Origin of the sequence: Alcaligenes pakistanensis, from assembly GCF_014652815.1 — a bacterium.
In the GTDB taxonomy this organism is placed as follows: domain Bacteria; phylum Pseudomonadota; class Gammaproteobacteria; order Burkholderiales; family Burkholderiaceae_B; genus Alcaligenes; species Alcaligenes pakistanensis.
This window is the reverse complement of the sequence record NZ_BMZN01000001.1, coordinates 12,349-35,349: the sequence shown is the minus strand read 5'-3', so window position 1 is coordinate 35,349 and position 23,001 is coordinate 12,349. Positions and strand designations below refer to the sequence as shown.

At 54.2% G+C, this 23,001-nt stretch carries 23 protein-coding genes; 15 read left to right on the top strand and 8 right to left on the bottom strand.

What is annotated here, in order from left to right:
• Nucleotides 1-129: 129 nt before the first annotated feature.
• Entirely contained in the window at nucleotides 130-1,023 is an 894-nt protein-coding gene (locus IE156_RS00180) for an NRDE family protein (RefSeq protein ID WP_189390486.1), read from the top strand.
• Nucleotides 1,020-1,439, top strand: a complete 420-nt coding sequence (locus tag IE156_RS00175; protein WP_189390485.1) for a carboxypeptidase-like regulatory domain-containing protein — start codon at nucleotides 1,020-1,022, stop codon at nucleotides 1,437-1,439. The genes IE156_RS00180 and IE156_RS00175 overlap by 4 nt, the downstream gene beginning before the upstream one ends.
• Here the strand turns inward: IE156_RS00175 and IE156_RS00170 are convergent.
• The gene (locus IE156_RS00170) at nucleotides 1,426-2,040 is read right to left on the bottom strand and encodes a tRNA-uridine aminocarboxypropyltransferase (protein WP_189390484.1); all 615 of its coding nucleotides are present in this window, start codon (nucleotides 2,038-2,040) and stop codon (nucleotides 1,426-1,428) included. The two genes, IE156_RS00175 and IE156_RS00170, sit on opposite strands and share 14 nt — an antisense overlap.
• 115 nt (nucleotides 2,041-2,155) lie before the next feature.
• Between IE156_RS00170 and imuA the strand changes: the two genes are divergently transcribed.
• The 5 genes from imuA to IE156_RS00145 all read left to right on the top strand — a co-directional run bounded on the left by imuA (nucleotide 2,156) and on the right by IE156_RS00145 (nucleotide 8,309).
• Nucleotides 2,156-2,893 (top strand): translesion DNA synthesis-associated protein ImuA, encoded by a 738-nt coding sequence (gene imuA, locus IE156_RS00165; RefSeq protein ID WP_189390483.1) that lies wholly within the window; start codon nucleotides 2,156-2,158, stop codon nucleotides 2,891-2,893.
• Nucleotides 2,850-4,133: a Y-family DNA polymerase gene (locus tag IE156_RS00160; RefSeq protein ID WP_189390482.1), complete on the top strand. Its 1,284-nt coding sequence runs from the start codon at nucleotides 2,850-2,852 to the stop codon at nucleotides 4,131-4,133. Before imuA ends, IE156_RS00160 begins: the two co-directional genes overlap by 44 nt.
• Nucleotides 4,130-7,327: an error-prone DNA polymerase gene (locus tag IE156_RS00155; RefSeq protein ID WP_189390481.1), complete on the top strand. Its 3,198-nt coding sequence runs from the start codon at nucleotides 4,130-4,132 to the stop codon at nucleotides 7,325-7,327. Before IE156_RS00160 ends, IE156_RS00155 begins: the two co-directional genes overlap by 4 nt.
• A 104-nt stretch (nucleotides 7,328-7,431) precedes the next feature.
• Entirely contained in the window at nucleotides 7,432-7,893 is a 462-nt protein-coding gene (locus IE156_RS00150; RefSeq protein ID WP_189390480.1) for a GatB/YqeY domain-containing protein, read from the top strand.
• A complete protein-coding gene (locus IE156_RS00145; RefSeq protein WP_189390479.1) occupies nucleotides 7,890-8,309 on the top strand; it encodes a PaaI family thioesterase in 420 nt (139 codons plus the stop codon). Before IE156_RS00150 ends, IE156_RS00145 begins: the two co-directional genes overlap by 4 nt.
• A 93-nt stretch (nucleotides 8,310-8,402) precedes the next feature.
• Here the strand turns inward: IE156_RS00145 and IE156_RS00140 are convergent, their stop codons facing one another.
• On the bottom strand, nucleotides 8,403-9,503 hold the full coding sequence (locus IE156_RS00140) for an alkene reductase (RefSeq protein ID WP_189390478.1): 1,101 nt from the start codon (nucleotides 9,501-9,503) through the stop codon (nucleotides 8,403-8,405).
• 156 nt (nucleotides 9,504-9,659) lie between these two features.
• On the opposite strand from IE156_RS00140, the gene IE156_RS00135 reads away from it, so the two are divergent.
• The 5 genes from IE156_RS00135 to IE156_RS00115 all read left to right on the top strand — a co-directional run bounded on the left by IE156_RS00135 (nucleotide 9,660) and on the right by IE156_RS00115 (nucleotide 13,816).
• Complete coding sequence (locus IE156_RS00135) at nucleotides 9,660-10,313, top strand: potassium channel family protein (RefSeq protein ID WP_189390477.1); 654 nt, start codon at nucleotides 9,660-9,662, stop codon at nucleotides 10,311-10,313.
• Nucleotides 10,314-10,316: 3 nt separating this feature from the next.
• Nucleotides 10,317-11,684 (top strand): TrkH family potassium uptake protein, encoded by a 1,368-nt coding sequence (locus IE156_RS00130; protein WP_189390476.1) that lies wholly within the window; start codon nucleotides 10,317-10,319, stop codon nucleotides 11,682-11,684.
• Between the two features lie 132 nt (nucleotides 11,685-11,816).
• Nucleotides 11,817-12,017, top strand: a complete 201-nt coding sequence (locus IE156_RS00125) for a hypothetical protein (RefSeq protein ID WP_229840794.1) — start codon at nucleotides 11,817-11,819, stop codon at nucleotides 12,015-12,017.
• Between the two features lie 95 nt (nucleotides 12,018-12,112).
• Nucleotides 12,113-12,724: a hypothetical protein gene (locus IE156_RS00120; RefSeq protein ID WP_229840793.1), complete on the top strand. Its 612-nt coding sequence runs from the start codon at nucleotides 12,113-12,115 to the stop codon at nucleotides 12,722-12,724.
• Between the two features lie 147 nt (nucleotides 12,725-12,871).
• The gene (locus tag IE156_RS00115; protein WP_189390474.1) at nucleotides 12,872-13,816 is read left to right on the top strand and encodes a formylglycine-generating enzyme family protein; all 945 of its coding nucleotides are present in this window, start codon (nucleotides 12,872-12,874) and stop codon (nucleotides 13,814-13,816) included.
• 67 nt (nucleotides 13,817-13,883) lie between these two features.
• Here IE156_RS00115 and IE156_RS00110 read toward each other — a convergent pair whose 3' ends face one another.
• From IE156_RS00110 to IE156_RS18570, 6 genes are all read right to left on the bottom strand, one after another.
• Nucleotides 13,884-14,378: a hypothetical protein gene (locus IE156_RS00110; RefSeq protein ID WP_229840790.1), complete on the bottom strand. Its 495-nt coding sequence runs from the start codon at nucleotides 14,376-14,378 to the stop codon at nucleotides 13,884-13,886.
• A gap of 225 nt (nucleotides 14,379-14,603) precedes the next feature.
• Nucleotides 14,604-15,218 carry a helix-turn-helix domain-containing protein gene (locus IE156_RS00105; protein WP_189390473.1) on the bottom strand — a complete coding sequence of 205 codons (615 nt, stop codon included), beginning with the start codon at nucleotides 15,216-15,218 and terminating at the stop codon, nucleotides 14,604-14,606.
• Nucleotides 15,208-16,281: a YkvI family membrane protein gene (locus IE156_RS00100; RefSeq protein ID WP_189390472.1), complete on the bottom strand. Its 1,074-nt coding sequence runs from the start codon at nucleotides 16,279-16,281 to the stop codon at nucleotides 15,208-15,210. The genes IE156_RS00105 and IE156_RS00100 overlap by 11 nt, the downstream gene beginning before the upstream one ends.
• A 35-nt stretch (nucleotides 16,282-16,316) precedes the next feature.
• The gene (locus tag IE156_RS00095) at nucleotides 16,317-17,447 is read right to left on the bottom strand and encodes an NAD(P)/FAD-dependent oxidoreductase (protein WP_189390471.1); all 1,131 of its coding nucleotides are present in this window, start codon (nucleotides 17,445-17,447) and stop codon (nucleotides 16,317-16,319) included.
• A gap of 273 nt (nucleotides 17,448-17,720) precedes the next feature.
• Nucleotides 17,721-17,906, bottom strand: coding sequence for a hypothetical protein (locus IE156_RS00090; protein WP_189390470.1), 186 nt, complete (start codon nucleotides 17,904-17,906; stop codon nucleotides 17,721-17,723).
• A gap of 179 nt (nucleotides 17,907-18,085) precedes the next feature.
• Entirely contained in the window at nucleotides 18,086-18,343 is a 258-nt protein-coding gene (locus IE156_RS18570; RefSeq protein WP_373296489.1) for a serine hydrolase domain-containing protein, read from the bottom strand.
• A 745-nt stretch (nucleotides 18,344-19,088) separates the two neighbouring features.
• Between IE156_RS18570 and IE156_RS00080 the strand changes: the two genes are divergently transcribed.
• The 3 genes from IE156_RS00080 to dsdA all read left to right on the top strand — a co-directional run bounded on the left by IE156_RS00080 (nucleotide 19,089) and on the right by dsdA (nucleotide 22,997).
• Nucleotides 19,089-20,453, top strand: a complete 1,365-nt coding sequence (locus IE156_RS00080) for a cytochrome c (protein ID WP_373296472.1) — start codon at nucleotides 19,089-19,091, stop codon at nucleotides 20,451-20,453.
• Complete coding sequence (locus IE156_RS00075) at nucleotides 20,446-21,360, top strand: c-type cytochrome (RefSeq protein ID WP_189390467.1); 915 nt, start codon at nucleotides 20,446-20,448, stop codon at nucleotides 21,358-21,360. The genes IE156_RS00080 and IE156_RS00075 overlap by 8 nt, the downstream gene beginning before the upstream one ends.
• A 299-nt stretch (nucleotides 21,361-21,659) precedes the next feature.
• A complete protein-coding gene (gene dsdA / locus IE156_RS00070) occupies nucleotides 21,660-22,997 on the top strand; it encodes a D-serine ammonia-lyase (RefSeq protein ID WP_189390466.1) in 1,338 nt (445 codons plus the stop codon).
• Nucleotides 22,998-23,001: the final 4 nt, after the last annotated feature.

Sequence of the window (23,001 nt, the reverse complement as noted above, 5' to 3'; positions counted from 1 at the left end):
CTGCCAGCAAGCCCCCCCCTGTCCCCACAAACGTCAAGACCAGGGCCGCATTCTCAATAGCGAGAAAAAAAACGAAACTTGGCGGTTTATTGGCTACCAAAGCCCTCATTGCCATCCTACAATCGGCAAATGTGCATCGCTTATATCGCCGTCGGAATTAATGCAGATTGGCCGTTGATCATTGCCGCCAATCGCGACGAGTATCATGCCCGCCCCAGCCAACCAGCCCAGCCCTGGCTGGACGAGCCAGAGATTCTGGCTGGCCGGGATCTGCAAGCCGGTGGTACGTGGTTAGGTATGACACAAAGCCGTGGACGGCTGGCCTTACTGACCAACTACCGGGAAGCCCCCGGCAGTAAAAACAGCCAGCAACGCTCTCGCGGTGAGCTCATCCCGCAGTTCTTAATGGATGAGCGCTCCCCACACGATTATCTTGAGCATCTGGCCCAACACGGGGACGACTACGCCGGTTTCAATCTGTTTGTGCTGCAATGGCCCACTGCGGGCCAGCCTTTACGTTTGGGCTATTACAGCAACCGCCATCCCGATGGCCAACCACAGATGCTGGAGCCAGGTGTACATGTATTGAGCAATGCCTGGCTCAATACCCCTTGGCCCAAAAGCCTGTTCCTGAAAGAAACCCTGCAAGCACAAAACTTTGATGGTTCAGCGCAGGCGTTTGAAGGGCTATTCCAGGGCCTGCACAATCAGGAAGTCGCCCCTGACGCAGATTTGCCGCAGACCGGTTTAAGCCTGGAATTCGAGCGTCTCCTAAGCAGCCCCTTTATTGTCAGCCCCGATTACGGCACTCGCTGCACCACCTTGATCGCCATTACGCAGCAAGGGCAAGGATTACTGCGTGAGCGCAGCTTCAATGCCGATGCCCAGATCACCCGCCAGCATGATTGGCCTGTGTCCTGGCCACACTTTCATTCTGACCAAACGAACCCAATCCCTCATAAAAGCAACAGGGCCACGCATGGCCCGCTTAGCCACTCCACTTCAAGCAAGGAAACCTCATGAGTCCTCGTCTTTCATTGATCGGCATTGCCATGTCGCTGGCCTTATTGAGCAGCCCCATGGTGCATTCACAAGAGCTACCGCCCAGTCAGTACTACGGCTCGACCGAATACATCAGCGGCGGGATAGGCAGCGATGAAGCCCAACTGTTCCGTATGGTGCGCAGCACCTTTCCCTTATCCGTGAACTTTTCAGCCAACCAGGGCGAGCGTGTCGGCTATATCTCCGATGTGCAGTTGGTCATCCGTTCCAGCACTGACCAAACCGTGCTGAACAGCCTGATTGACGGCCCTTACTGTCTGATCCGCTTGACGCCCGGTAACTACAAGGTGTTTGCGACGTATCAGGGCCAAACCCAAGAGCGCCAAACCACCATCGTTGAAGGCCAGCCGCGCGAGCTGAACTTTACGTGGAAGTAGGATAGTTGCGTTGATAGGTATCCAGGCCCATGGCCTGGATCTGCTCTTCAATCAAATGCTCGAAAGGCCGTAGCAAAGGGCTGAAATCACGCCCTGGCTCCATGATCTGCATGACACGGACAATGGCCTCCAAGGTAGACACCGCCTGAGGGTCAGGCGCTTTACGCAAGCGATAGCGCGAAACCTCTCCTTCAGGCAGCAGCCATCGCGGCAATTCTTGCAAGGCTGGATTGCTATGCAAAATCAGGCGTGCCTTGCGCCAAGTGCCATCGGGTACCACAATCAAATCCGGCTTTTCGTCTTGGGGCACAGACTCCACCACGTTAGCCTCTGGCCCCGGAAACAAGAGCACAGGCTGACGTGCCTGCGCCAGACGCGCTTCCAGATCCTCAAAATGCTCCCCTACCCATAGCGCCGTTCCTTGCAAGCCCAGGTACGCCAGACGCGCGGTATTGAGCGCATGCCGGGCTTCAGAATGATGCTGCAGGATCAAGACGGGGCAAGCCGCCTCAATGGAAGGAATCAAAGGACACAGACAACGCGCCAAGGGGCGCTGGCACTGTGCACAACGACCTGGGCGGGAAGAAGAGGGAGAATTCATGCGAGAGCGCCAAACAGAAGGCCACAGTATATAAAAATTCCTCCCCAGAACAGATGCTCTGGTTTGCCGGCAACCGAATTTACTGTATATTTATACAGCAATCAGGAGCAAGCGCATGGCCAACCCACTCCGTTCCCTTTTAGACCTTCACCCATCCCTCTGGACAGGTAAACATTATGCGCATGCCGCAGGCACCTGTTTATCCAGTGGGTTTGCGGCTCTGGATGCCCAGTTACCCGGTGGAGGCTGGCCAATGGGTAGCCTGATCGAGCTTCACGCCCCCCTAAATAGCAGCGCCCTATCTTTATTGCTGCCCGCCTTGAGCACCTTGCAGGCAGAACGTTTGCGCGTCCTGGTGGCACCACCTTATCAGCCCATGCAACAACTCTGGCGTGGTGCTCCCCCTGCACGGCAAAACTCATCCCAAGAAAAGGGTGATTTACCCGCCCGTCTGCTCTGGATACGCAGCCAGCACCTGAACGACACCTTGTGGGCTAGCGCTCAGGCCCTGCGTCATGGTCACTGTGCCGCTGTATTGGCCTGGTTGCCCACTCAGGTTCCCTTGGCGGCCTTACGCCAATTGCAGCTATTGGCCAGCCATAGCGACAGCCTGTTTTTTTGTCTGCGCCCATCGCACAGCCAAGCCAATAGTCCGGCGCCTTTGCGTCTTGAACTACAAACCCGTCAAGACAGCCAAGGACTAGCTTGGCTGGATGTGCATATCCGCAAACGGCGTGGCCCGCCTTGTCTGGAGAGCATTGCTTTAGCGCTTCACCCCACTTTGATGCCACCCACGGCCATTCCGTCCCATGTACCTGTGCCTGCAACTGCCCCAGAACCTGTTTACGCCTGAGGTCAACTCCGAGCAGCAGGACAGTATTCAGGCTGTTTTGCTGCGTTACAGCCCTCAGCTGGCACGGGTTCGAACCGATTTATGGGTATTGAATATCAGTGCCAGTATCCGGCTGTTTGGGGGCTTGCGCCGTTTGTACCGACACATTCGGACTGATCTGCAAACCTTCATCGCTGCGCCCTATCTGGCCTTGGCTCCAACCGCCCGAGCCGCCTGCTTGCTGGCTTTATCCACACGCAAGCAGCGTCGTTGCATACGACGTTTACAGGCCTGTCTAAACCCTTTACCCATACAGGTGTTGGCCCCACCCGCCGACCAGTTACAGTGGCTCCACAGCCTGGGATGCCATACCTTGGGGCAGTTGCATCAGCTACCCCGTGACGGTCTGGCCCAGCGCGGCCTGCGCCCTCTTTTATTGCAACTGGATCAAGCCTACGGCACACAAAACTGGACACTGGATTGGGTTCACGCCGCGCCGCAATTTATGCATCGCCTTGAACTGGATACCCCCTCCAATAATAAAGACACGGTGCTACGAACCTTGAACCGTATGTTGAACAAGCTGGAAGGCTGGTTGAATCAATATCAGCTCGCCTGCGGTCGATTGGAACTGGTGCTGCATACTGAAAGATATAAAGATCACCCCACCGCCACCCATGTAGCGCTGCAAATGGCCCGATCCTGCTGGCGCAGTCAGGATTTCCTACCTGTGTGGCAGGAACAATTCCAACAACTGCAATTACATGCTGCGGTACAAAGTCTGGTGCTGCAGGCTCACCAATTGCACCCGCGCCAAACCCATGCCAGCAGCCTGTTTCCTGATGCACGCCACTGGCAAAAACAAGACCAGCAACTCTTAGAGCGTTTACAGGCCAGATTGGGAGCCGAGCAAATCCTGACACCCTCTGCCCAGGCCAGCCATCTGCCCGAGCAGGCCAATCAATGGCTGCCGCTAAGGAACGATCAGGCCATCTGCTCCTCAGCCCCTGCCTTGCAACGCCCATGCTGGATGCTGGACCCCGCCCAGCCCCTTCAGCATGACCATCTATCCCCTTCGCTGGATAATCAACGCCTGCGTCTGATTCAAGGCCCGGAACGCGTACAGACCGCTTGGTGGAGCGGCGCTGGGCATCAGCAGCGGGATTACTTTATTGCCCTATGTCCCCAAGGGCGGCTGTATTGGGTCTACCGAGACTTAAACCAGGAACAGGCCTGGTATCTGCACGGGGTCTTTGGATGAATCCTGGTATAGACCTGCTGTATTCCGAGCTGGACTGCCTGTCCAACTACAGTTTTTTGAACGGTGCTTCCCACCCTGAAGAACTGATCAGCCGTGCGGCGGAACTGGGCTACAAAGCGCTCGCTTTATGTGATTATGCTTCCATGGCAGGCGTAGTACGCGCCTATGCGCAGGCCAAGCTGCACCCGGAGATCCGTTTTCTGGTGGGGAGCCGCTTCCGTTTCACGGGCGCTTGGGGTGCTACAGGCTCACAGAGCGGCAACACCGATACGTGTCCTGATGACGAAACCCTGACCCACGAACTTCTGATTTTGCCCCGCAATAAGGAAGGCTACGGCAATCTGTGCCAGTTCATCTCGCACTTGCATCAGTCCCTGGATTTGAAGCAGGAAGCCGCAATTGACTGGTCTTTTTTGCACCAAGCCGGGCAAGGCCAAGAAAGCCAGATACTGCCGGACTGCCTAGTTATTTATAAACCGGCTTATGGATTAAGCCGTACACAAATCCAAATTCAGGCACAGCGTCTGCTGGGCCTGTTTCCCAACCGCCTGTTTTTAGGTCTCAGCCTGCATCGATGTGATCAAGACCTGCAGCATGTCCGCGCCGTCCGCGTGGCATCGCAGGAATGTGGTTTACGCTGCGCAGCCTTGGGCGGTGTGCATATGCATGTGCGTTCACGCCAACCTTTACACGATACCTTGGCCGCCATACGGCTGAAAACACCGGTACAAGAGTGCGGTTGGGCCTTGGCCAGCAATGCCGAGCATCATTTACGCAGTCGTTTCCAGTTGGCCAATCTGTACCCGGCTGATCTGCGCGCGACCACAGACCAGATTCAACAGCTGTGCCAGTTTTCTTTAAGTGAAATCAAGTACGAATACCCGGTCGAGATTGTTCCGCCCGGCATGAGCGGTATTGACTATCTACGCCAGGAAACTGAGCGCGGTGCACAAGCTCGTTATCCCCAAGGCATCAGCGCTAGTGTGCGGACTCGCCTGCAAGAAGAGCTAAGCCTGATTGAAGACCTGGGCTATGAGTCCTATTTCCTGACCCTGCACGACATCGTCAGCTATGCACGTAGTCAGGGAATCCTGTGTCAGGGTCGGGGCTCAGCTGCCAATTCCGCCGTGTGCTATTGCCTGGGTATTACTGAGGTTGATCCTGCCAGCAGCCACACCTTGTTCGCCCGATTTATCAGCCGGGCGCGGGCTGAGCCACCCGATATTGACGTGGACTTCGAGCACCAGCGCCGCGAAGAAGTGATCCAATACATTTATCGCAAATATGGCCGTCAACGGGCAGCCTTAACAGCCGTCATCACCACCTATCGGCGGCGTAGTGCCTTACGAGATACCGGTAAAGCACTGGGCATTCCCCAGGCCTTGATCGAGGCTTTAATTCAATGCGACCGGGCCTGGCTGAAAGACACCCGTATCCAGGATGAGGTTCTGGCGCGTTTTCCTGAATGCCCCCCCGAGCAAGCTCATCAATGGCTGTCTTTGACTCGCCAGTTAATGGGTTTCCCGCGTCACATGTCCCAGCATCCGGGCGGGTTTGTGATTTCACAAACGCCCTTACACAGGCTGGTGCCCATTCAGAACGCTGCCATGCCAGGGCGCAGTGTTGTGCAATGGGACAAGGACGATCTGGATGTGCTGGGTCTGCTGAAAGTCGATATTCTGGCTTTGGGCATGTTGAGCGCCTTGCGTCGTTGCCTGGACAGTATCAGCCTGCAAAAAGGCAAACCGTTCCGCCTACAGGACATTCCCTTAAAAAGCGCTAAGACCTTTCGCATGATCCGGCGGGCCGACACCGTAGGCGTATTCCAGATCGAGTCCCGGGCCCAGATGAGCATGCTGCCGCGTCTACGCCCCGAGTGTTTCTATGATCTGGTCGTACAAGTAGCCATTGTCCGTCCCGGCCCTATTCAAGGCGGCATGGTGCATCCTTATCTGGAACGCCGTCGCGACCACAGCAAAGTAGACTACCCCGCCCCCGAAATTCGCCATGTGCTGGAACGTACATTAGGTGTGCCTATCTTTCAGGAACAAGCGATGGAGCTGGCGATGGAGGCCGCCGGATTCTCAGCTGACAAGGCCGATGCCCTGCGCCGGGCCATGGCCGCCTGGCGTCGTCGAGGGGGCTTAGGACCTTTCGAGCAAGAGCTGCTGGATGGCATGGACGCAAAGGGCTATGCCCCAGAGTTCGCCCAGCGCTTGTTCAATCAAATCAGCGGTTTTGGGGAGTATGGCTTTCCCGAAAGCCATTCGGCCAGCTTTGCCAAATTGGCCTGGTTCAGCGCCTATTTAAAGGCCCGCTACCCCGATCATTTTCTGGCCGCTTTACTCAACTCCCAGCCTATGGGCTTTTATGGCCCCAGCCAATTGGTGCAGGATGCACGCCGTCACGGCGTAGCGGTCTTGCCTGTTGATGTGCAGTACAGCCAGTTTGACAGCCATGTCTGCTCCGAGTCAGGTCGTCCTCCACAGGTACGTCTGGGCCTGCATATGGTCAAAGGTTTAAGTGAACATGCTGCACAAGCCATTGTGAATTACCGACAAAACCACGCTGGGCAAACGCTGGATCTGGCCTGCTTGCGCCAGGAGCTAGCCCTATCCGCACACGATCAACAAGCCTTGGCACAAGCTCACGCCTTGCGTAGCGCCTATCCTCAGCGTCGTCATAGCGTGTGGGATGCAAGACGCCCCAGCCAGCCGGGCTTACTGAGCCACGCGGAAATCCCGGACACCCTACCCACACTAAGGCGTGCCAGTGTGGGGCTGGAAGTACTGAGCGACTATCAGGCCACAGGATTAAGCCTTAACCGTCACCCCTTGGCTTTGTTGCGGGCACAACTGGAACCCATGCGTTTCTCTACCGCAGAACAACTTAATCAGCATTGTCCCGACCGGCGTCTAGCGCGGGCCTGTGGATTAGTCACCACCCGCCAACGACCGGGCACCGCCAAAGGGACCGTCTTTGTGACCTTAGAAGATGAAACCGGCAGTGTAAATGTCATCGTTCGGGAAGAACTGGCGCAGGAGCAATCCAATGCTTTGCTGCAATCACGCCTGATGGGCGTGTATGGCGTCTGGCAACGTGACGGCGCTGTCTGCCATCTGATTGCACATCGCCTGGTCACGATGAATCATCTGATTGGTGACTTGGTCGCACGCAGTCGGGACTTTCAATAACCAGCCCCCCTTTCAACCGCCCGTCACAAAATTCTCATTGCGGGTTTTTCCCCTCCCCCTGCCTGCGTTAAACTAGCGCTTTGCCCGTTCAACCAGGAACCACCATGAGTCAAACACTCAAAGCCCGTTTAGCTGAAGATGTCAAAACGGCAATGCGCGCACGCGACAGCGGCCGCCTGGAGACCTTGCGTTTTTTGCAAGCCGCGATCAAACAACGCGAAGTGGACGAACGTATCGAGCTGGGCGATGCCGAGGTCAGCAGCATCATCGAAAAACAGGTGAAACAACGCCGCGAATCTATTCAGGCTTTTGAATCCGCTGGCCGTACCGAAAGTGCTGACAAAGAAAAAGCCGAATTGCAGATTCTGCAAGAATATCTGCCTCAGCAAGCAGACAGCGCTGAAGTCGAGCAGGTAATTCTTGATGCGATTAGCCAGGCTCAAGCCGACGGCGCTCAAGGCCCCGCCTTGATGGGTAAAGTCATGGGTCTGGTTAAAACCAAGCTGGCAGGCCGTGCCGATATGTCCTTGATCTCTGCTCAAGTGAAACAAAAACTGAACCCATGAAGCATTTGCAGGCCGAACTGGCGCAGCCCAAACAGGATTTTTTCGGCACCCATATCCCCCTGATGCAGCACCTGGGCCTGCAGACTGTCAGCAGTTCCGAGCAGGAAGTCATCACCTTTTTGCCCTGGCAAGCCTGTAATGCTAACTCCCGTGCCGATGTGCACGGGGGCACCTTGATGGCAATCCTGGACTTCACGCTTAGCGCCGCAGCACGGGCGCAACGCCCTGGCTCGGGGATGGCCACCATAGACATGAACTCTCAGTTCCTGCTGCCTGCTCGGGGTGATGTCTGGTTCAAAGCCCACTGCCTGTATCTGGAAGGCGAAACCGCCTATTGCGAAGGCGGTGGGTATGACGAGAAAAATCGCTTGCTCGTAAAAGCAGCGGCTACGTTCCGGATTGTGCGCGGCAGTTAATAAAGCGCTTTATTGACGCTAAAGCCCAGCCCAATAAAAAAGCCCGTTTGCTACGGGCTTTTTTATTGACGACAGAATCACAGCAGGCCGAGACTAATGTGCCTGCAAATTCTCATCCACAGGCTGATCCCATTCCGGGTTGGACTTCAAAAACGGATAGTCCGTATAGCCTTTAGGTCCCTGTGTATAAAAGGAGCCGCAATCCCAGCCATTCAAGGGAGCGCGCAACTGCAAACGCAAGGGCAAATCCGGGTTAGACAAAAAAGCCTTACCGAACGACACGGCGTCTGCCATGCCTTTGGATAAAGTGGTCTGCGCCGTGGGCAAATCAAAATGTTCATTGGCAATAATTGCGCCGCCGAACTGGCATTTGATCATGGGCAGCAGGCTGTCTGAGGCCGGGCTTTCACGCAAGAACAGGAAGGCGATATCGCGTCGATCCAGTTCGCAGGCCACATAAGAGAACAAACGGGCTGGATCAGAATCCTTCATGCCATGTAAACCACCGCGCGGAGATAAATGCACGCCGACGCGTCCAGCTCCCCAAATAGCCACACAGGCGTCCACAATTTCCAAAAGAAAACGTGCCCGGTTTTCAATGGAGCCACCGTAAGCATCCGTACGGGTATTGGAGCCATCATGTAGAAACTGGTCGATCAGATAACCATTGGCCCCGTGAATCTCTACGCCGTCAAACCCGGCACTGAGTGCGTTTTGAGCCGCAACCGCGAAATCGTCCACAATATCGGCGATCTCTTCGTTACGTAAGGCGCGGGGCACTACAAAAGCACGCTCAGGGCTTAAATGGCTGACCATGCCCTCACAGGCAATCGCGCTGGGGGCGACTGGGATCTGGCCATTGAGAAACTCGGGATCAGACACACGCCCCACGTGCCACAGTTGCAAGACAATACGTCCGCCCTTGGCATGTACCGCTTCCGTAATGGTGCGCCAGGCGTCAACCTGTGCACTGCTCCAGATGCCCGGCGTGTGTGCATAGCCCACACCTTGCGGCGATACCGAGGTGGCTTCGGCTACAATCAGCCCCGCACTGGCCCGCTGGCAATAGTACATACGCATCAAATCATTGGGCATACGGCCCTCTGAGGCGCGCGCGCGTGTCATGGGCGCCATGATGATGCGGTTCATGAGTTCAATATCACCCAGTTTGATTGGATCAAACAAACTAACCATTGTTTTACACTGTCCACTATTGATGTTTCCGCCAGGGCCTGAACGACACGCGCCCAAGGGAATACCCGATAAGGGTTTTTACCAGATATGTCTTTATACCATCAACGCTTAATTTGGCTTGAAATTGTTTCAAGCATCAAACGGATCAAATAAGCTATGGCACAGTTCGCCGTCATAGGATTAGGCCGCTTCGGTTCGGCCTGCGCCCTGGAACTCATGAAAATGGGACACTCCGTACTGGGAGTGGATACCAACCCCAAACTGGTCAACAAATATGCGGACCAATTAAACCGTGCCGTTATTGCCGATGTCACTGACCGCCAGGCTCTGGAAGAGCTGGGGCTGGACAATTATGACGTAGTTCTGGTTGCAATTGGGGCTGATATTGAATCTTGCCTGGTCTGTGTCGTGCACCTGAAAAGTTTTGGGGTGCCCACTATCTGGGCGAAAGCCATTTCCCATGCCCAGCATTTGATCCTGGCCAAGATTGGTGTCAACCGCATTATCCATCCTGAAGAGGAAATGGGAATACGGGTTGCGCAAATGCTGAGCTACCCCATGGTCAACGACTACATCAGCCTGGGTAATGGCGACTACATCGTGGAAGTCACCGCCAGCGACAATATGAACGGCCAGACCATCAAGGACGTTCTGCGAGAGCAAATGGATGATGTCCAGGTCCTGCTGGTCAAACGTCGTGGTCAAACCACCATCCAACCCGACCCTGATTTTGCCTTGCATGCCAAAGACCTGCTGATCCTGCTCGGACAACTGCAGGCATTACGTACCGCCGCCCCCAAACTGGTTTGATGTATGCGCAATTGGCTGCCTAATAGTCTGACTCGCCGTCTTGAGGTTAATCCTCAGGCCCGCACCTTAAGCGCCAGCCCACCGCTAGTGCTGGCTCTGGGCTTCATGGCCCTGATTGTGCTGGGCGCGATTTTACTAAGCCTGCCGCAAGCGGCAGAGCAACGGCTGGGAATTTTCCAAGCCTTATTCATGGCCACCTCGGCCGTGACCGTAACCGGACTGGCCGTTATTGATCCCGCAACGGACTTAACGCATTTTGGGCAGATTGTTCTGGCGCTGCTGGTGCAAATCGGCGGCATGGGGTTTGTGACCTTTGCCGTCATTGCCGCCATCACCATGCACAAACGCATCAGTGTCAGCCAGCAAGCGCTGGCACTGGAGGCCTTTAATCAAACCAGTGTCTCGCGTATCCGCAGTACCGCCTTCCAGGTCTTCAAGATTGCGGCCCTGATTGAGCTGATTGCCGCCGCCATTTTGTTTTTGCGCTGGACCATTGATCTACCCTGGACCACGGCCTTATATCGCGCCCTGTTCCATGCCGTCACCGCTTTTAATAATGCCGGTTTCTCGCTTTTCCATGATTCCCTGGTTCCAATCTCCGGTGATTTCGTCTCGGTGATGACTTTATCGGGTCTGATTATTCTGGGCGGGATTGGTTTTACCGTGCTGGCCGATGTAGGCCAGAAAAAACGCTGGCAAACCTTGCTGCCCTATACCAAGCTGATCCTGATCGGCACCTTGATCCTGAACCTGATCGGCTTTACCAGCCTGTGGGCCCTGGAATTTAACAACCCAAAAACCCTGGGCATGCTGGGCATTGGAGATCAGGCGTTAGCTGCCTGGATGCAAAATGCCGCCACCCGTACCGCTGGTTTCACCACCATGGACATTGCTCATCTGCGCGATAGCACACAGCTGGTCATGATTGTGCTGATGCTGATTGGCGGGGGCTCGCTCAGTACCGCCAGCGGTATCAAGATCGGTACCTTGATCGTGCTCTTGGCGGCTGTACGCTCTTATATACGCCAGCGCGAAGAAGTGGTGCTGATGGAGCGCAGCGTCGCCCCCGAAACCGTCCAAAAAGCCCTGGCCCTGTTTTTGATTACTGGCGCTTTGTACTTCATCAGCGTACTGCTCTTGACCTTGTTTGAAGACCTGCCCATTACCAGCCTGCTGTTTGAAGCCGCCTCGGCCCTGAGCACCACGGGTATGAGCCACGGCATTACGCACAAGCTCTCCACCCCCAGCCAGATCCTGATCATGGTGCTGATGTTCGCTGGCCGACTAGGCCCATTGACCTTGATCTACTCCCTGGCCACGCGCAAACGCAGCCGCATACGCTATCCGGAAGGAAACTTTCAAGTAGGGTAAGCCAGTAGCTAAACCACAGATATACAAGAAGTTTTAAGAAAAACCACTATTGTCATCGAATTTTGGTATGGTTAACGGATGTAAACATCGAACAACTACGGATCAGGACGCAGTCTTATGGATCACAGGAAGATGGCTACCTTAACCAAACGCGCTGGAACCGGTTTAAGCGCTCTTTGCCGAGAGCTGACCAGTCGTGGTATCAGTTATCACCCCCTGGTAGAGATGTACCAAAGTCAGATGGCTATTATTGGCTTACTCAGTGACGAGGTTGTCGCTCTGCGCAAAGAGCTGGATGATCTGAAAAAAGTAGTTAAAAAAAACGGCCAGTGAGCCGTTTATTTTTTTGCCTGTCGTCTCTCTAGCCCAACACCCGGTTTCATCCGATCCCCACTGATTTTCTCATCCATATTGGCTTGTTCGCACTCATGAATGTTGCCCTGCCCCGTTTTTGGCTGTTTGCCGCTTTAGCCTTGTGTTCTGCCACCGCCTACAGTCAAAACGACCGGGTTCTTTCTACACAAACGCGGCCTGCTGCGCCGCACAGCCTCCCGCCGATTGCCCCGATTGCCCCCATTCAACACTACGCCAGCACCTTGCTCACCCCCGAGTATCAAGGCACGCGTCTGCATATCTCCCTGGATCAATGGCAAAGCCAGACAGCGCTTGACCAGGAACACCTGGCGACACCTGCCCGGCAAAACAATCTGTTTATCATCCTGCACTACCGCTATACCAATACCACCCAGACTCCAGTAGACCCACGGATTCATCAGCCACGCCTGTTCTTGGCGGATGAAGGAGGCACGCAAATCGCTCCTAACCGACGCGCCACGCAAGACTATCGCTACGCGCAGGACCTGGACACCGTCGGTTCCGACAAACTCAATCCACTACTGACCGTCTCCGATGTCGCCGTGTTTGAGGTCAGCCCTTTACTGTTTGATCCAGAGCGATGGAGCCTTGTGATCCGAGACGGCCAAACCGTACGTATTCCTTTGACCGTTATTCCTGAAAAACCTGCTCCAAGCGCCGAATAACAAAAGCCACAGCGTTCGCGTAAATGAGTAAACTCTGCCCCCAGACAAACCCGTCTTAGAAGCAGGCATGGAATAATACGGGGCCGTATAAGCGTTATCAATTAATAAAGCTCCTCATTCATCTGAAGCAGGAGCAAGGAAACAAGAGTGCGTCATACCCCCGCCCGGCTCAGTGCGACCCTCATCATTGCCAGCGTTTTACTCTTGCTGGTTCTGAGGTCACTGCCTACGAGCCCGGAGCCCGGCCCCGAGTTCATCACGGTAGAAGGCGGTGCTTTTATGGCCGGCAACTTTCAGGTTCCCATGCGTGCGCCTGATGGTGAACTGACGGTGCAATGGGTCGCCCAGCCGGATCAGGCGGCCCTCGCGCCCTACCCGGTCGAGGTCAATGCCTTTGCCATCATGAAGAAAGAGGCCAGCAACACGCTGTATGACCGTTTTTTAAAGCAGACTAAACGCCCTGCCCGTTGGCAGCCTGTCAAAGGGGATGGCGATCAAGCCGCCAACATGCCTTACGACGAGGCCGAAGCTTTTTGCATCTGGTTGGGCCAGGACAATAGTCTGGATATGCGCTTGCCGACTGAAGCCGAATGGGAATATGCGGCCCGCAGCCGTGGCCAACCCATTCCTTGGGCTACGGATAACGGGCAATGGCAGAGCGGCCGTAACTTGCCAGACCAGGGCAACGATACCGACAAAGCCCGCACAGGAACATTCCCACCCAACCCTCTGGGTATTCAAGATATGGCCAATGGCCTGCACGAATGGGTCATTTCCGATCCTGCCCGTGACCCTGTGCATGTGCGGATATTCAAAGGTGGCAGCGACCAGCAAGCCTCGCCCCGCGACACGATTCCCACACGCGGCGTTGTCTTTCCTTTATCGGCAGCAACAATCAATGCCAAGCCAGAACTAGCTCGCCTGCGGGACCACAAAGTGGGGACGGTTTACTTTCAAAACGCCACCGCGCGTTGCGTCGCGCCGCTTAAGTCCAACGGCCCATCGCCAGTCTCCACCACACCCAACACCATCCTGCCGCCGGCTTTTGATGATGTGACTGACAAGCCAACAGTAAAGAAGGCTTCTGGCTGAAATAACAGGCGGCAAAATAACGGCACGTATACAAAAACCCCTTATGAAAGGGGCTTTCTCAAAACTATTAAGGTGTTGCTGCAATCACTTGTTCGTCAGCTTTATCTGGCTCTGCCGCTTTATCTAATCCCTGCATAGGCTCGCCATCTTTATTTTTAGTGCGGTCAAAAGTTAGCACTTTCCCAAATACCAACTGCACCCAATCAGGATAGTTGTACGCTGTGCCACGGTTGTGGTCGATGATCGCACCAATGCCACCGCCGAACAGGATATTGCCAAACATTCCTGCGCCCGCCCGGGAAATCAGCGTACCGGTTGCCTCATCCGTGCGGTCAGCAGCCACACACGTAATGTTCAGGTTCTTGCTGGATTTACCCACCATCGCGTGCTTACCAGACTCCAAGGCATACTCACCCTTATCATTAATCAGAGTGCAGCGAGCTTCTGCTACCTTCTCTCCTGATTCATCCAAGGCGTCGACTCGTACCAACTGCATCGATTCTGACGTAATAGATGCACAACCGGTCAGCATTACTGCTGCCGAAAAAACAAAAACCCTCATTCCAATCCCTTTATGCACTCTGTTTATAAGTGAGGGCATTGTAACGAGAAACTAAATTTATTAATTAAATACTAGATATCAGCCTAAGAAATCCAAATTCAATATAACAATGGCAGCACCATTAAATAAAATAAAACCGCTCTAAAAAATAAGCCGCCTTATTAAATGATTTATTTAAAATGGAAAATTAAAATAATCATAATTATTGAAAGCAAACAATAGCGATCAAGCCATTCCCGGCGGCAAACCGCTGGTACAGACAGCCACCACTTTGGCGTCCTCATCACTGGTCGAAAGATAGACATGCCCAATGCCGCTATCGAAATAAGCGGACTCGTGCGTATCCAGAAACAAGGTTTCACCCGTTTCAAACTGGATGGCAATGGCACCGGACAAAACAATCACAAACTCTTGACCGGCATGACGGATATAGTCGTCAAATTCCTTGGCATCGCGTGAATCAATCACGGCCAGAATCGGGTTCATGTGTTTGCCGGTCAACTCACCAAACAGCAATCCGTATTCATAATTACGGGTTGCGTAGCCGGGTGTGGCAGTGGTTTTGTGGCTAGAGATGCCCACGGCGGTCGTGGGTAAAGCCTGAGCGGATTCCTCATCCGGGACAGCGAACAAGGAACCGACTTCAATATTCAAGGCACGGGCCAAAACAACGAATTTCTCGTAGCTTAAGGTGACCTGTCCCAACTCTGCTTTAGAAATGGTAGAAAGCGCCAAGCCCGTTTTTTCAGACAGCTGCTTGAGTGTCTGTTTTTGATTATGGCGGGCTAGGCGCAGGCGGGTTCCCACCTGTTCCTTGCTTAGCAGTTTATTACGCAGCATCCTTGTATTGTAAGCGGCGCAAACGGAACCAGGCAATCAGAATCCAGGCCATTAAAACAAAGCCCAGGTATCCGAAAAACGGGTAGACGGTACCCACCAGATTGATGAAACCGATCTTGGCACCCACCAGTCCCAGCACCCCGGCTATCGCCGTCCCAATATTGAATTTACGGGTATTGGGGGGCAAGATACGAGCCGAGAAGGAATACAGCACCCCCACAGACGTAGTCAGAATCATGGCGAAAATCACCACGGACATGATGGTACCCAAGAGCCTGGATTGCTCGCTGGCCAACATCAGCATGGGCAAGGCGGCAGAGCCGATGGTGTCGATACGGCCAAATACACCGGCACTGATCAACACAATCAAAAAGCCCAGCAACAAACCACCAACTAAACCACCCAGCAAGGCATTACGGCGCGATGTGGCTTGTGCCCCGGCGATCATCAGAAAAGGCGCCCCCACCACCATGTTGTAGGACACATACAACAAAGAGCCCATTAACCAATGCCCGGAGCCTTGCGGTTTGGTCTGTGCAATCACATCCAACTCCTGCAAGGGCAAATCACGGGTATTCCAGCTGTAAATACACAGAAAGATCACCATCAAGACCAGGATGGGCGTGACACTGCCAATAAAGGCCATGACACGGTCCACCCGCAAAAAGACGATCAATACGGTAATGACCATCACCGCGATGCTGCCGTACTCTGCGGGGACGCCCCACTGCTGCTCCATCAACGAGCCGCCGCCCGCAAACATCACTACAGCGATGGCGTACATAAAGAAGGTAATCATGATATCGACCACCACACCCAAGCGTGGACCACAGATCAGATATAAACCTTCTTTAAACGAGTGCGACACCGAAACCTGACTTAACTCCCCCACGGCCATCCCCAGCACCGTAAAACAAATCCCACTGACCACCCCTCCCAACAGCCCCCAATACCCAAAGCTGCTGAAAAACTGCAATATCTCTTGTCCTGATGCAAAGCCGGCCCCCACCACCACGCCGACAAAGGCCATGGCTATGCCCAGGATATTTTTTATATTCGACATGTCTTCTCCTCCGGGAGATCAAAGTGCTGCTGTTTTTATGTTCTGAAACGAGCGGGAGACACCACGGCAGGATCAATCTCCAAAGCCTGCAAGGGCCCGGGTAGATCTTGCTGTTGCAACAAACTGGCCGCCAACAAAGACGCGCCCGCTGCGGTTTGAATGCCGTAGCCGCCCTGGCCAGCCAACCAAAAAAAGCTCGGACACTGCGCATCCTGGCCAATCACCAGCTCGCCATCGGGCGCAAAGCTGCGCAGTCCAGCCCAGGTATGACTAGGGCGACGAATACGAAGCTGAGTCCGTTCTTCAATACGGTAAATACCGGTGGCCACATCGAGCTCCTCCGCCACCACATCGTGCGCATCCACATCATCCGCATTGGCAGGCGAGCCCAGCAACATGCCCGCATCAGGTTTGAAGTAGAACTCTTCACCGATATCAATAACGGCCGGCCAATCGCGATGATCCACGCCTTCCGGTGGCGAAAACAAAAAAGCAGAACGGCGTTTGGGTTGGATCCCCAGAGCCTGAAGGCCACAACGCTCGGCCAAAGTATCGGCCCAGGCGCCCGCTGCATTGACCAGTACACGGGCACGCAAGGTCTTGGGTTCAGAACTAAGCTGAACCTCCCAGCACTCGCCATCCCATTGGGCCGATAACACTTCCGTATCCAGGCGCAGCTTCACGCCCTTGGCCTGGGCCCCCTTCAAGAAACCTTGGTGCAAGGCGTGCACATCCATGTCCTGACCTTGTGCGTCATACAAGGCCCCCGCCAACTGCGCCGGGTCCAGGCATGGCACCATTTCCAAAGCTTGCTCCGCGCTCAAACGGCTGACATCCAGTCCTTGCTCGTGCCAGTCCTTAAATTGGCTGTCCAGCAAATCCTGTTGCTCAGCGGTGCCCACATACAGCACACCCCGAGGCAGCAAGATAGGCTGATCCGTGAAACCGGCCGGCGGGTGACTGAAAAAATCGTTCCCTGCAACCGTTAGCGCCCGGATGGTGGCCGTACCGTAGGTTTCAACAAACATCGCGGCCGAGCGTCCCGTGGAGTGATACGCAGCATGGGACTCTCTTTCCAGAACCAGCACGTGGGCATCTTCGGGCAAACGATAAGCCAACGACACACCTGCCATCCCGGCCCCAACAATTACGTAGTCATACATCATGGAATTCTCATATCCGATAATTGAGCGCCCATAGTAGGACTTTCGTACGCAAACATCCAAGAGGGTTTTTACTAGGCGGACACTTTGATCTGCACTCAGAGCCTTGTTACGCGCCACTTTCAGATGGTTTTGAACCCTAAACCTCTCTGTTTAAACAACTTTTACGCAGGACGAAGCCCAAGACCATTAGCTCACTGAATACGCCGATAAAATTACGGACTTAATCGCCAAATTATTCGAACATCGCGCAATTTCTGTCAAAACCAGAGAACTTCATAAGCTCAGGCTAAGAAAAAAGCGTACAAAAACCATCTGAGCGCCTTTTTCGACGGAAAACGACTTTTTAACTATGGCCGACGTATCTATTCCCTTTAACTCCAAGGCCTTCAGCAAAATCTTTTTAGCAAAAAGCCGGTTCTTACCACTGTTGCCGCCCGCACTGAGCACAACGGCGGCCATGGAGCGCGCAAATACTCAGGGGCCTGCATGACAGCCTGCGATTGTGGAGACAAGATGGCGGGGCCATTTTTCATGAATAAAGGGGCAAACTCACCAAGTCTTTTGCGGTGGAATTGATATCGCCCGAGGCAATCACGTTGTAGTGAATCCAGGGCAAACCACTGTCACGCCCAGGCAGTTTAAGAGGAGCATAGTTTTCGCCCGGCCCTTCTATTGCAGTACACCGAAAACGCCCCTGGATCAGCGTTCAACGCCTGCAAAGCCAGAGTACCCAGAAATTGTCCATAGCCCTGGATACTGTTATCACCAATGAACAGCGAATCATTAATAAGGTCATCGCCCCGCAAACCGGCCGAGTGGTTCAACAACATGCGAGCAGTAATAAGTTGATAACGCGGATCGGCCATGCGGAAATCCGGCAGATAGCGGTAGACCAGCGTCTCCAGATTTCAAAAATCCATCACGACACTAGGGGTAGTGCATGGCCATAATCCGTGCCACGCCTGCAGGCTGTGCAATATAAACAGCACAAAGAGGCTACTGGACGGCGGGTAGGCTAGACCGGATCCTGCCTAGCGATGTTGAGGGCTCGGTGGATTAAATTTAAGAAAATAATTCTATCTATCTCTTTTTGATACAAAGTAGAGTTTCAGGCTTCTTTCTTAAAAACAGAACAGCTAGCCTTGCAGCCCTACTACTCAAACAAAGATCATAAATTTGGCACAAGACTTGCTTTCAGCGCCGACTTCCTCCTGGCTGACCCACACTAATACAGCATTTTCAGCCTGACTGCGAACCGTTCAAAGCTCACAGCCCCGCCTATTCCTCGCTTACATTTGAGTCAGACATAAAGCGTAAATGCTGCCTGTAGCGTTTTGCGCTGTAAGTCGTTTTGACGCTGAAATACCAATAAAACGCTCTAAAACAGTCTGAAAGCGCAGCTTAGTCTCCAAAACTCTCAAAACACCGAGCATGGCTTTGCTCCTCCCCTTTGCATTCAGTCGCCATATCACTGTCTCTTTCTGTTTACAATTTCAATCTCGTTATAAGCTTATATATATAACCCTTGAGTTAGGTCAATATTGATCTGAACAAGGGTTTCTTGCCCTTTGGGCTGTCTATACCATGCGTACTGAGTGTGACTTGAAGTTATTTGACACATTTATTTAATAATTATGGGTAATGTCTATGAAAGCCTTGTCCAAGACCTTGATCCTGGCGCTAGTAGGACTGGGAGCCGCCTACGGCGGGTCGCAGTTCATTTTGTCGCAGCGCAGTATCGTCTCCTCATCGGCAAACACAATAAACCTGGATGATGAAACCCTGATCAAACAGGGAGCCTACGTCTCCCGGACGGGGGACTGTGTCGCCTGTCATACCGTTCCTGGTGGTCAAAAATATGCAGGTGGCCTAGCCATGCAAACGCCGCTTGGAGCTATCTACTCCACCAACATCACGCCTGATAAAGAAACAGGCATAGGCAGCTATAGCCAGGACGAATTCAAGACTGCGGTGCAACACGGTGTGCGCCAGGACGGGGCCGCTTTATACCCCGCCATGCCCTACCCCTCGTACGCCATCATGAGCGACAAGGACATGGATGCCTTGTACGCCTATTTCATGCGTGGTGTCCCGGCCGTCAAACAGCAAAACGCCGCCCCCACTTTGCCCAAACTTTTCCAGATGCGTTGGACGATTGCCTTTTGGCAATGGATGTTTGCGCCTAAAGATCAGGGTTTTGTCGCTGATGAAGGTCTGGATGATCTGAAAAACCGCGGAGCTTATCTGGTTCAAGGACCAGGCCATTGTGGCGCCTGTCACACACCGCGCGGGTTGGCCTATCAAGAGCTGGCCCTAAGCCTGAAAGACGGAGACGACTACCTGTCCGGTGCCGTGATTGACGGCTGGCGCGCCAAAAGCCTACGTGGCGAGGGTCGTGGTTTAGCGGGCTGGTCGGAGGCTGAACTACTGGACTTCTTTGCCACCGGTCGTACCGATAAGGTTGCCGCCTTCGGTGCCATGACGGACGTGGTGGAACACAGCACGCAGTACATGACGCCACAGGATCAAAGCGCCATGGTGCAGTACCTGAAATCCTTGCCCCCCGTGAAGGGCCGCAATCCCGAGATCCCGCATCAAGCCGACGCCACCACACAAAAACAGCTGGATGGTGACTACACCTCGCCCGGCGCCTGGCTGTATGCCGCCCACTGTGTGACCTGTCACCGGGCCGACGGCAAAGGCGTGCCGCGCATTTTTCCGGCACTGGCAGGTAACTCGGCCGTTTTTGCCAACAATCCGCAATCCGTCATTCAAGTGACCTTGGAAGGCGGTCGCATGCCTGAAAACAAAATCGACAAAATGACCTTCACCATGCCTGCCTTCCGCCATTTGGGCGATCAGGACATCGCCGATCTTGTTAACTACATTCGCAGCAGCTGGACCAACGAAGCGCCTACCGTCAAAGCAGCCGACGTTGCCCATATCCGCCAGTTTGTAGCCAATAAATCGCCCAATATCCAGCCTCAAGGAGCCCGCCATGAGTAAGGCCAAAACCCTGTCTGTTATGGCTATAGTCATCGCCGGTGTAGCGGCGGCAAGCTGGTATACCTTTGGGGCGAACCCTGCACTGACGGCGCCCACTCAAGCGAGCTATCCCATCATTAATGTGGACAGCAAAGAGGTCGTGGGCCAGTACACCATTCCTTCCGATCTGCTGATCGAAAAAGAGCCGGATGCCGCCGCTATTTTGTACGGCAAGCGTCTGCTGAACGAAACACGCCGCTTGCTCCCCAATAATGTGGGCGCAGCCATGAACTGTAATAGCTGCCACATAGATCAAGGCAAGGCACCGCGCGGGGCGCATTACATCAACAGTTTTGTCAGCTACCCCAAAGTCATGCCCCGATCGGGCAAGATGGTGGACTTGGCTGGCCGTATCAATGGCTGTTTCATGCGCTCCATGAACGGCAAGGCCGTCCCCGTGGACTCACCTGAAATGCAAGGCATGCTGGCCTATATGAAGTGGCTGGCTCAAGGTGTGCAAGCTGGCCAAAAAGTACAAGTGCCAATTGATGGTCCACTGGATCATGAGCTGATCGCCAATCCCGAGCGCGGTAAAGCCTTGTATGGCGCCCAATGCGCGACCTGTCACGGCATGGACGGCGAGGGCCTGAAAGATGAGCGCGGCAATATTATCTTTCCGCCACTATGGGGCGATGAGTCCTTCAACATTGGTGCAGGGATGGCGCGCACCTTCAAGGCGGCTGTCTTCATCAAGTACAACATGCCGATGAGCGTGAACTCTCACGGCGCCTGGGGCCAGGGTGGTGTGCTGGAAGATCAGGACGCCGTGGACATTGCTGAGTACTTCACGCATATGCCCCGACCTGACTTTGCAGGCAAAGTGAACGACTGGCCCAACGGTAAAAAGCCTAAGGATGCTCGGTACTGATGGCCTGCGTTTCCAGCGCAGATTAACACTTGTCTTTGTTCCTAAGCCCAAAGACAAGCCTTCTTAAAGCGATTGAGACTGCCCTCATCAAGAGGGCAGTTTTCTTCTAGTAGGAAAAAACTGCCCGAAGTGTCTGCACTTAGCCCTTCATAAGTCAGCTTCCGTACCTATCGCTTTTCCTCGCCCTGCCTCTTTACGCCCCTCCAATCAAGCCCCTTCACCGCCCCTGTCATCACGCACAATCGTGTAGCATCTTTCCTCTCTCTACCCATGAAATTCTTTACTCACCAGGTGAACGCATGATCCATGGAAAAACCTTGGCGGCCTGGCAACGCAGCCATCCTCTTATCCGCGATCTGATCGCCCTGAAAGAAAGCTCCTGGTTCAATCCGGCTATCGCCCCCGTCACCCACGCCTTGACTGATGTTGGGCTGACAGCTCAGGACGTGCAAGCTGCCAGCGCCCGCCTGCGACGCTTCGCCCCGTATCTGAAAACCGTATTTCCCGACACGGCTGCCACCAATGGCATCATTGAATCCCCTATCGCACCTTTAGATCATGTACGCAAAATCCTTATGCAGGAAAACGCCCTGGAGCACGTGGGTGCTTTATGGTTGAAAGCCGATAGCGAACTGCCCATCTCCGGCTCTATCAAGGCCCGTGGCGGGATACACGAAGTTTTAAAACACGCTGAAGATCTAGCCCTGGACGCCGGGCTGATTCGTTTAACGGACGACTACAGCAAACTGGCCAGCGACGAAGCCCGCCAATTTTTCAGCCAGTACACCATTGCGGTAGGCTCCACCGGCAATCTGGGACTGTCCATTGGCATCATGAGCGCCAAACTGGGGTTCAAGGTCAGCGTCCATATGTCTGCCGATGCCCGCCAATGGAAGAAAGACAAGCTCCGGGCCAATGGCGTCAACGTGGTTGAGCACCTATCCGATTACAGCGTGGCCGTTGAACAAGGCCGTGAACAAGCCTCTCAAGACCCACGCTGCTACTTTGTGGATGATGAAAACTCCCCCGATCTTTTCCTGGGCTACGCCGTGGCTGCGGAACGTCTGGCAGCCCAGTTCCAGCAAGCCGGCATTATCGTTAACGCCGACCACCCCTTGTTTGTCTATTTGCCTTGCGGTGTAGGTGGTGGTCCCGGTGGAGTCGCCTTTGGCTTGAAGCTTGCTTTTGGCGATGCCGTGCATTGCCTCTTTGCCGAGCCCACGCATTCGCCCTGCATGCTGCTGGGTGTCTACACCGGACTGCATGACAAAATCAGCGTGCAGGATATAGGCATAGATAACATCACCGCTGCTGATGGACTGGCCGTAGGGCGGCCCTCCGGCTTTGTGGGTAAAGCCATGCAGCGTTTGATTGATGGCTATTACACCGTCACAGACGAGGAACTCTACCGCTGGCTGGTGATTGCTTACGAACAGGACGGGGTGAAGCTAGAGCCCTCGGCGCTGGCTGGCGTACCGGGCATGGCGCGAGTACTAGGCTCTCCGAAGTATGTGCAAGACATGGGTTTTACGCCGACTCAATTACAAAACGCCACCCATTTGGTTTGGGGAACCGGCGGCAGCATGGTGCCCGGGAACGAGTTTCAGGCTTATCTGGATAAAGGGCGCAAGCCTTAAGCCC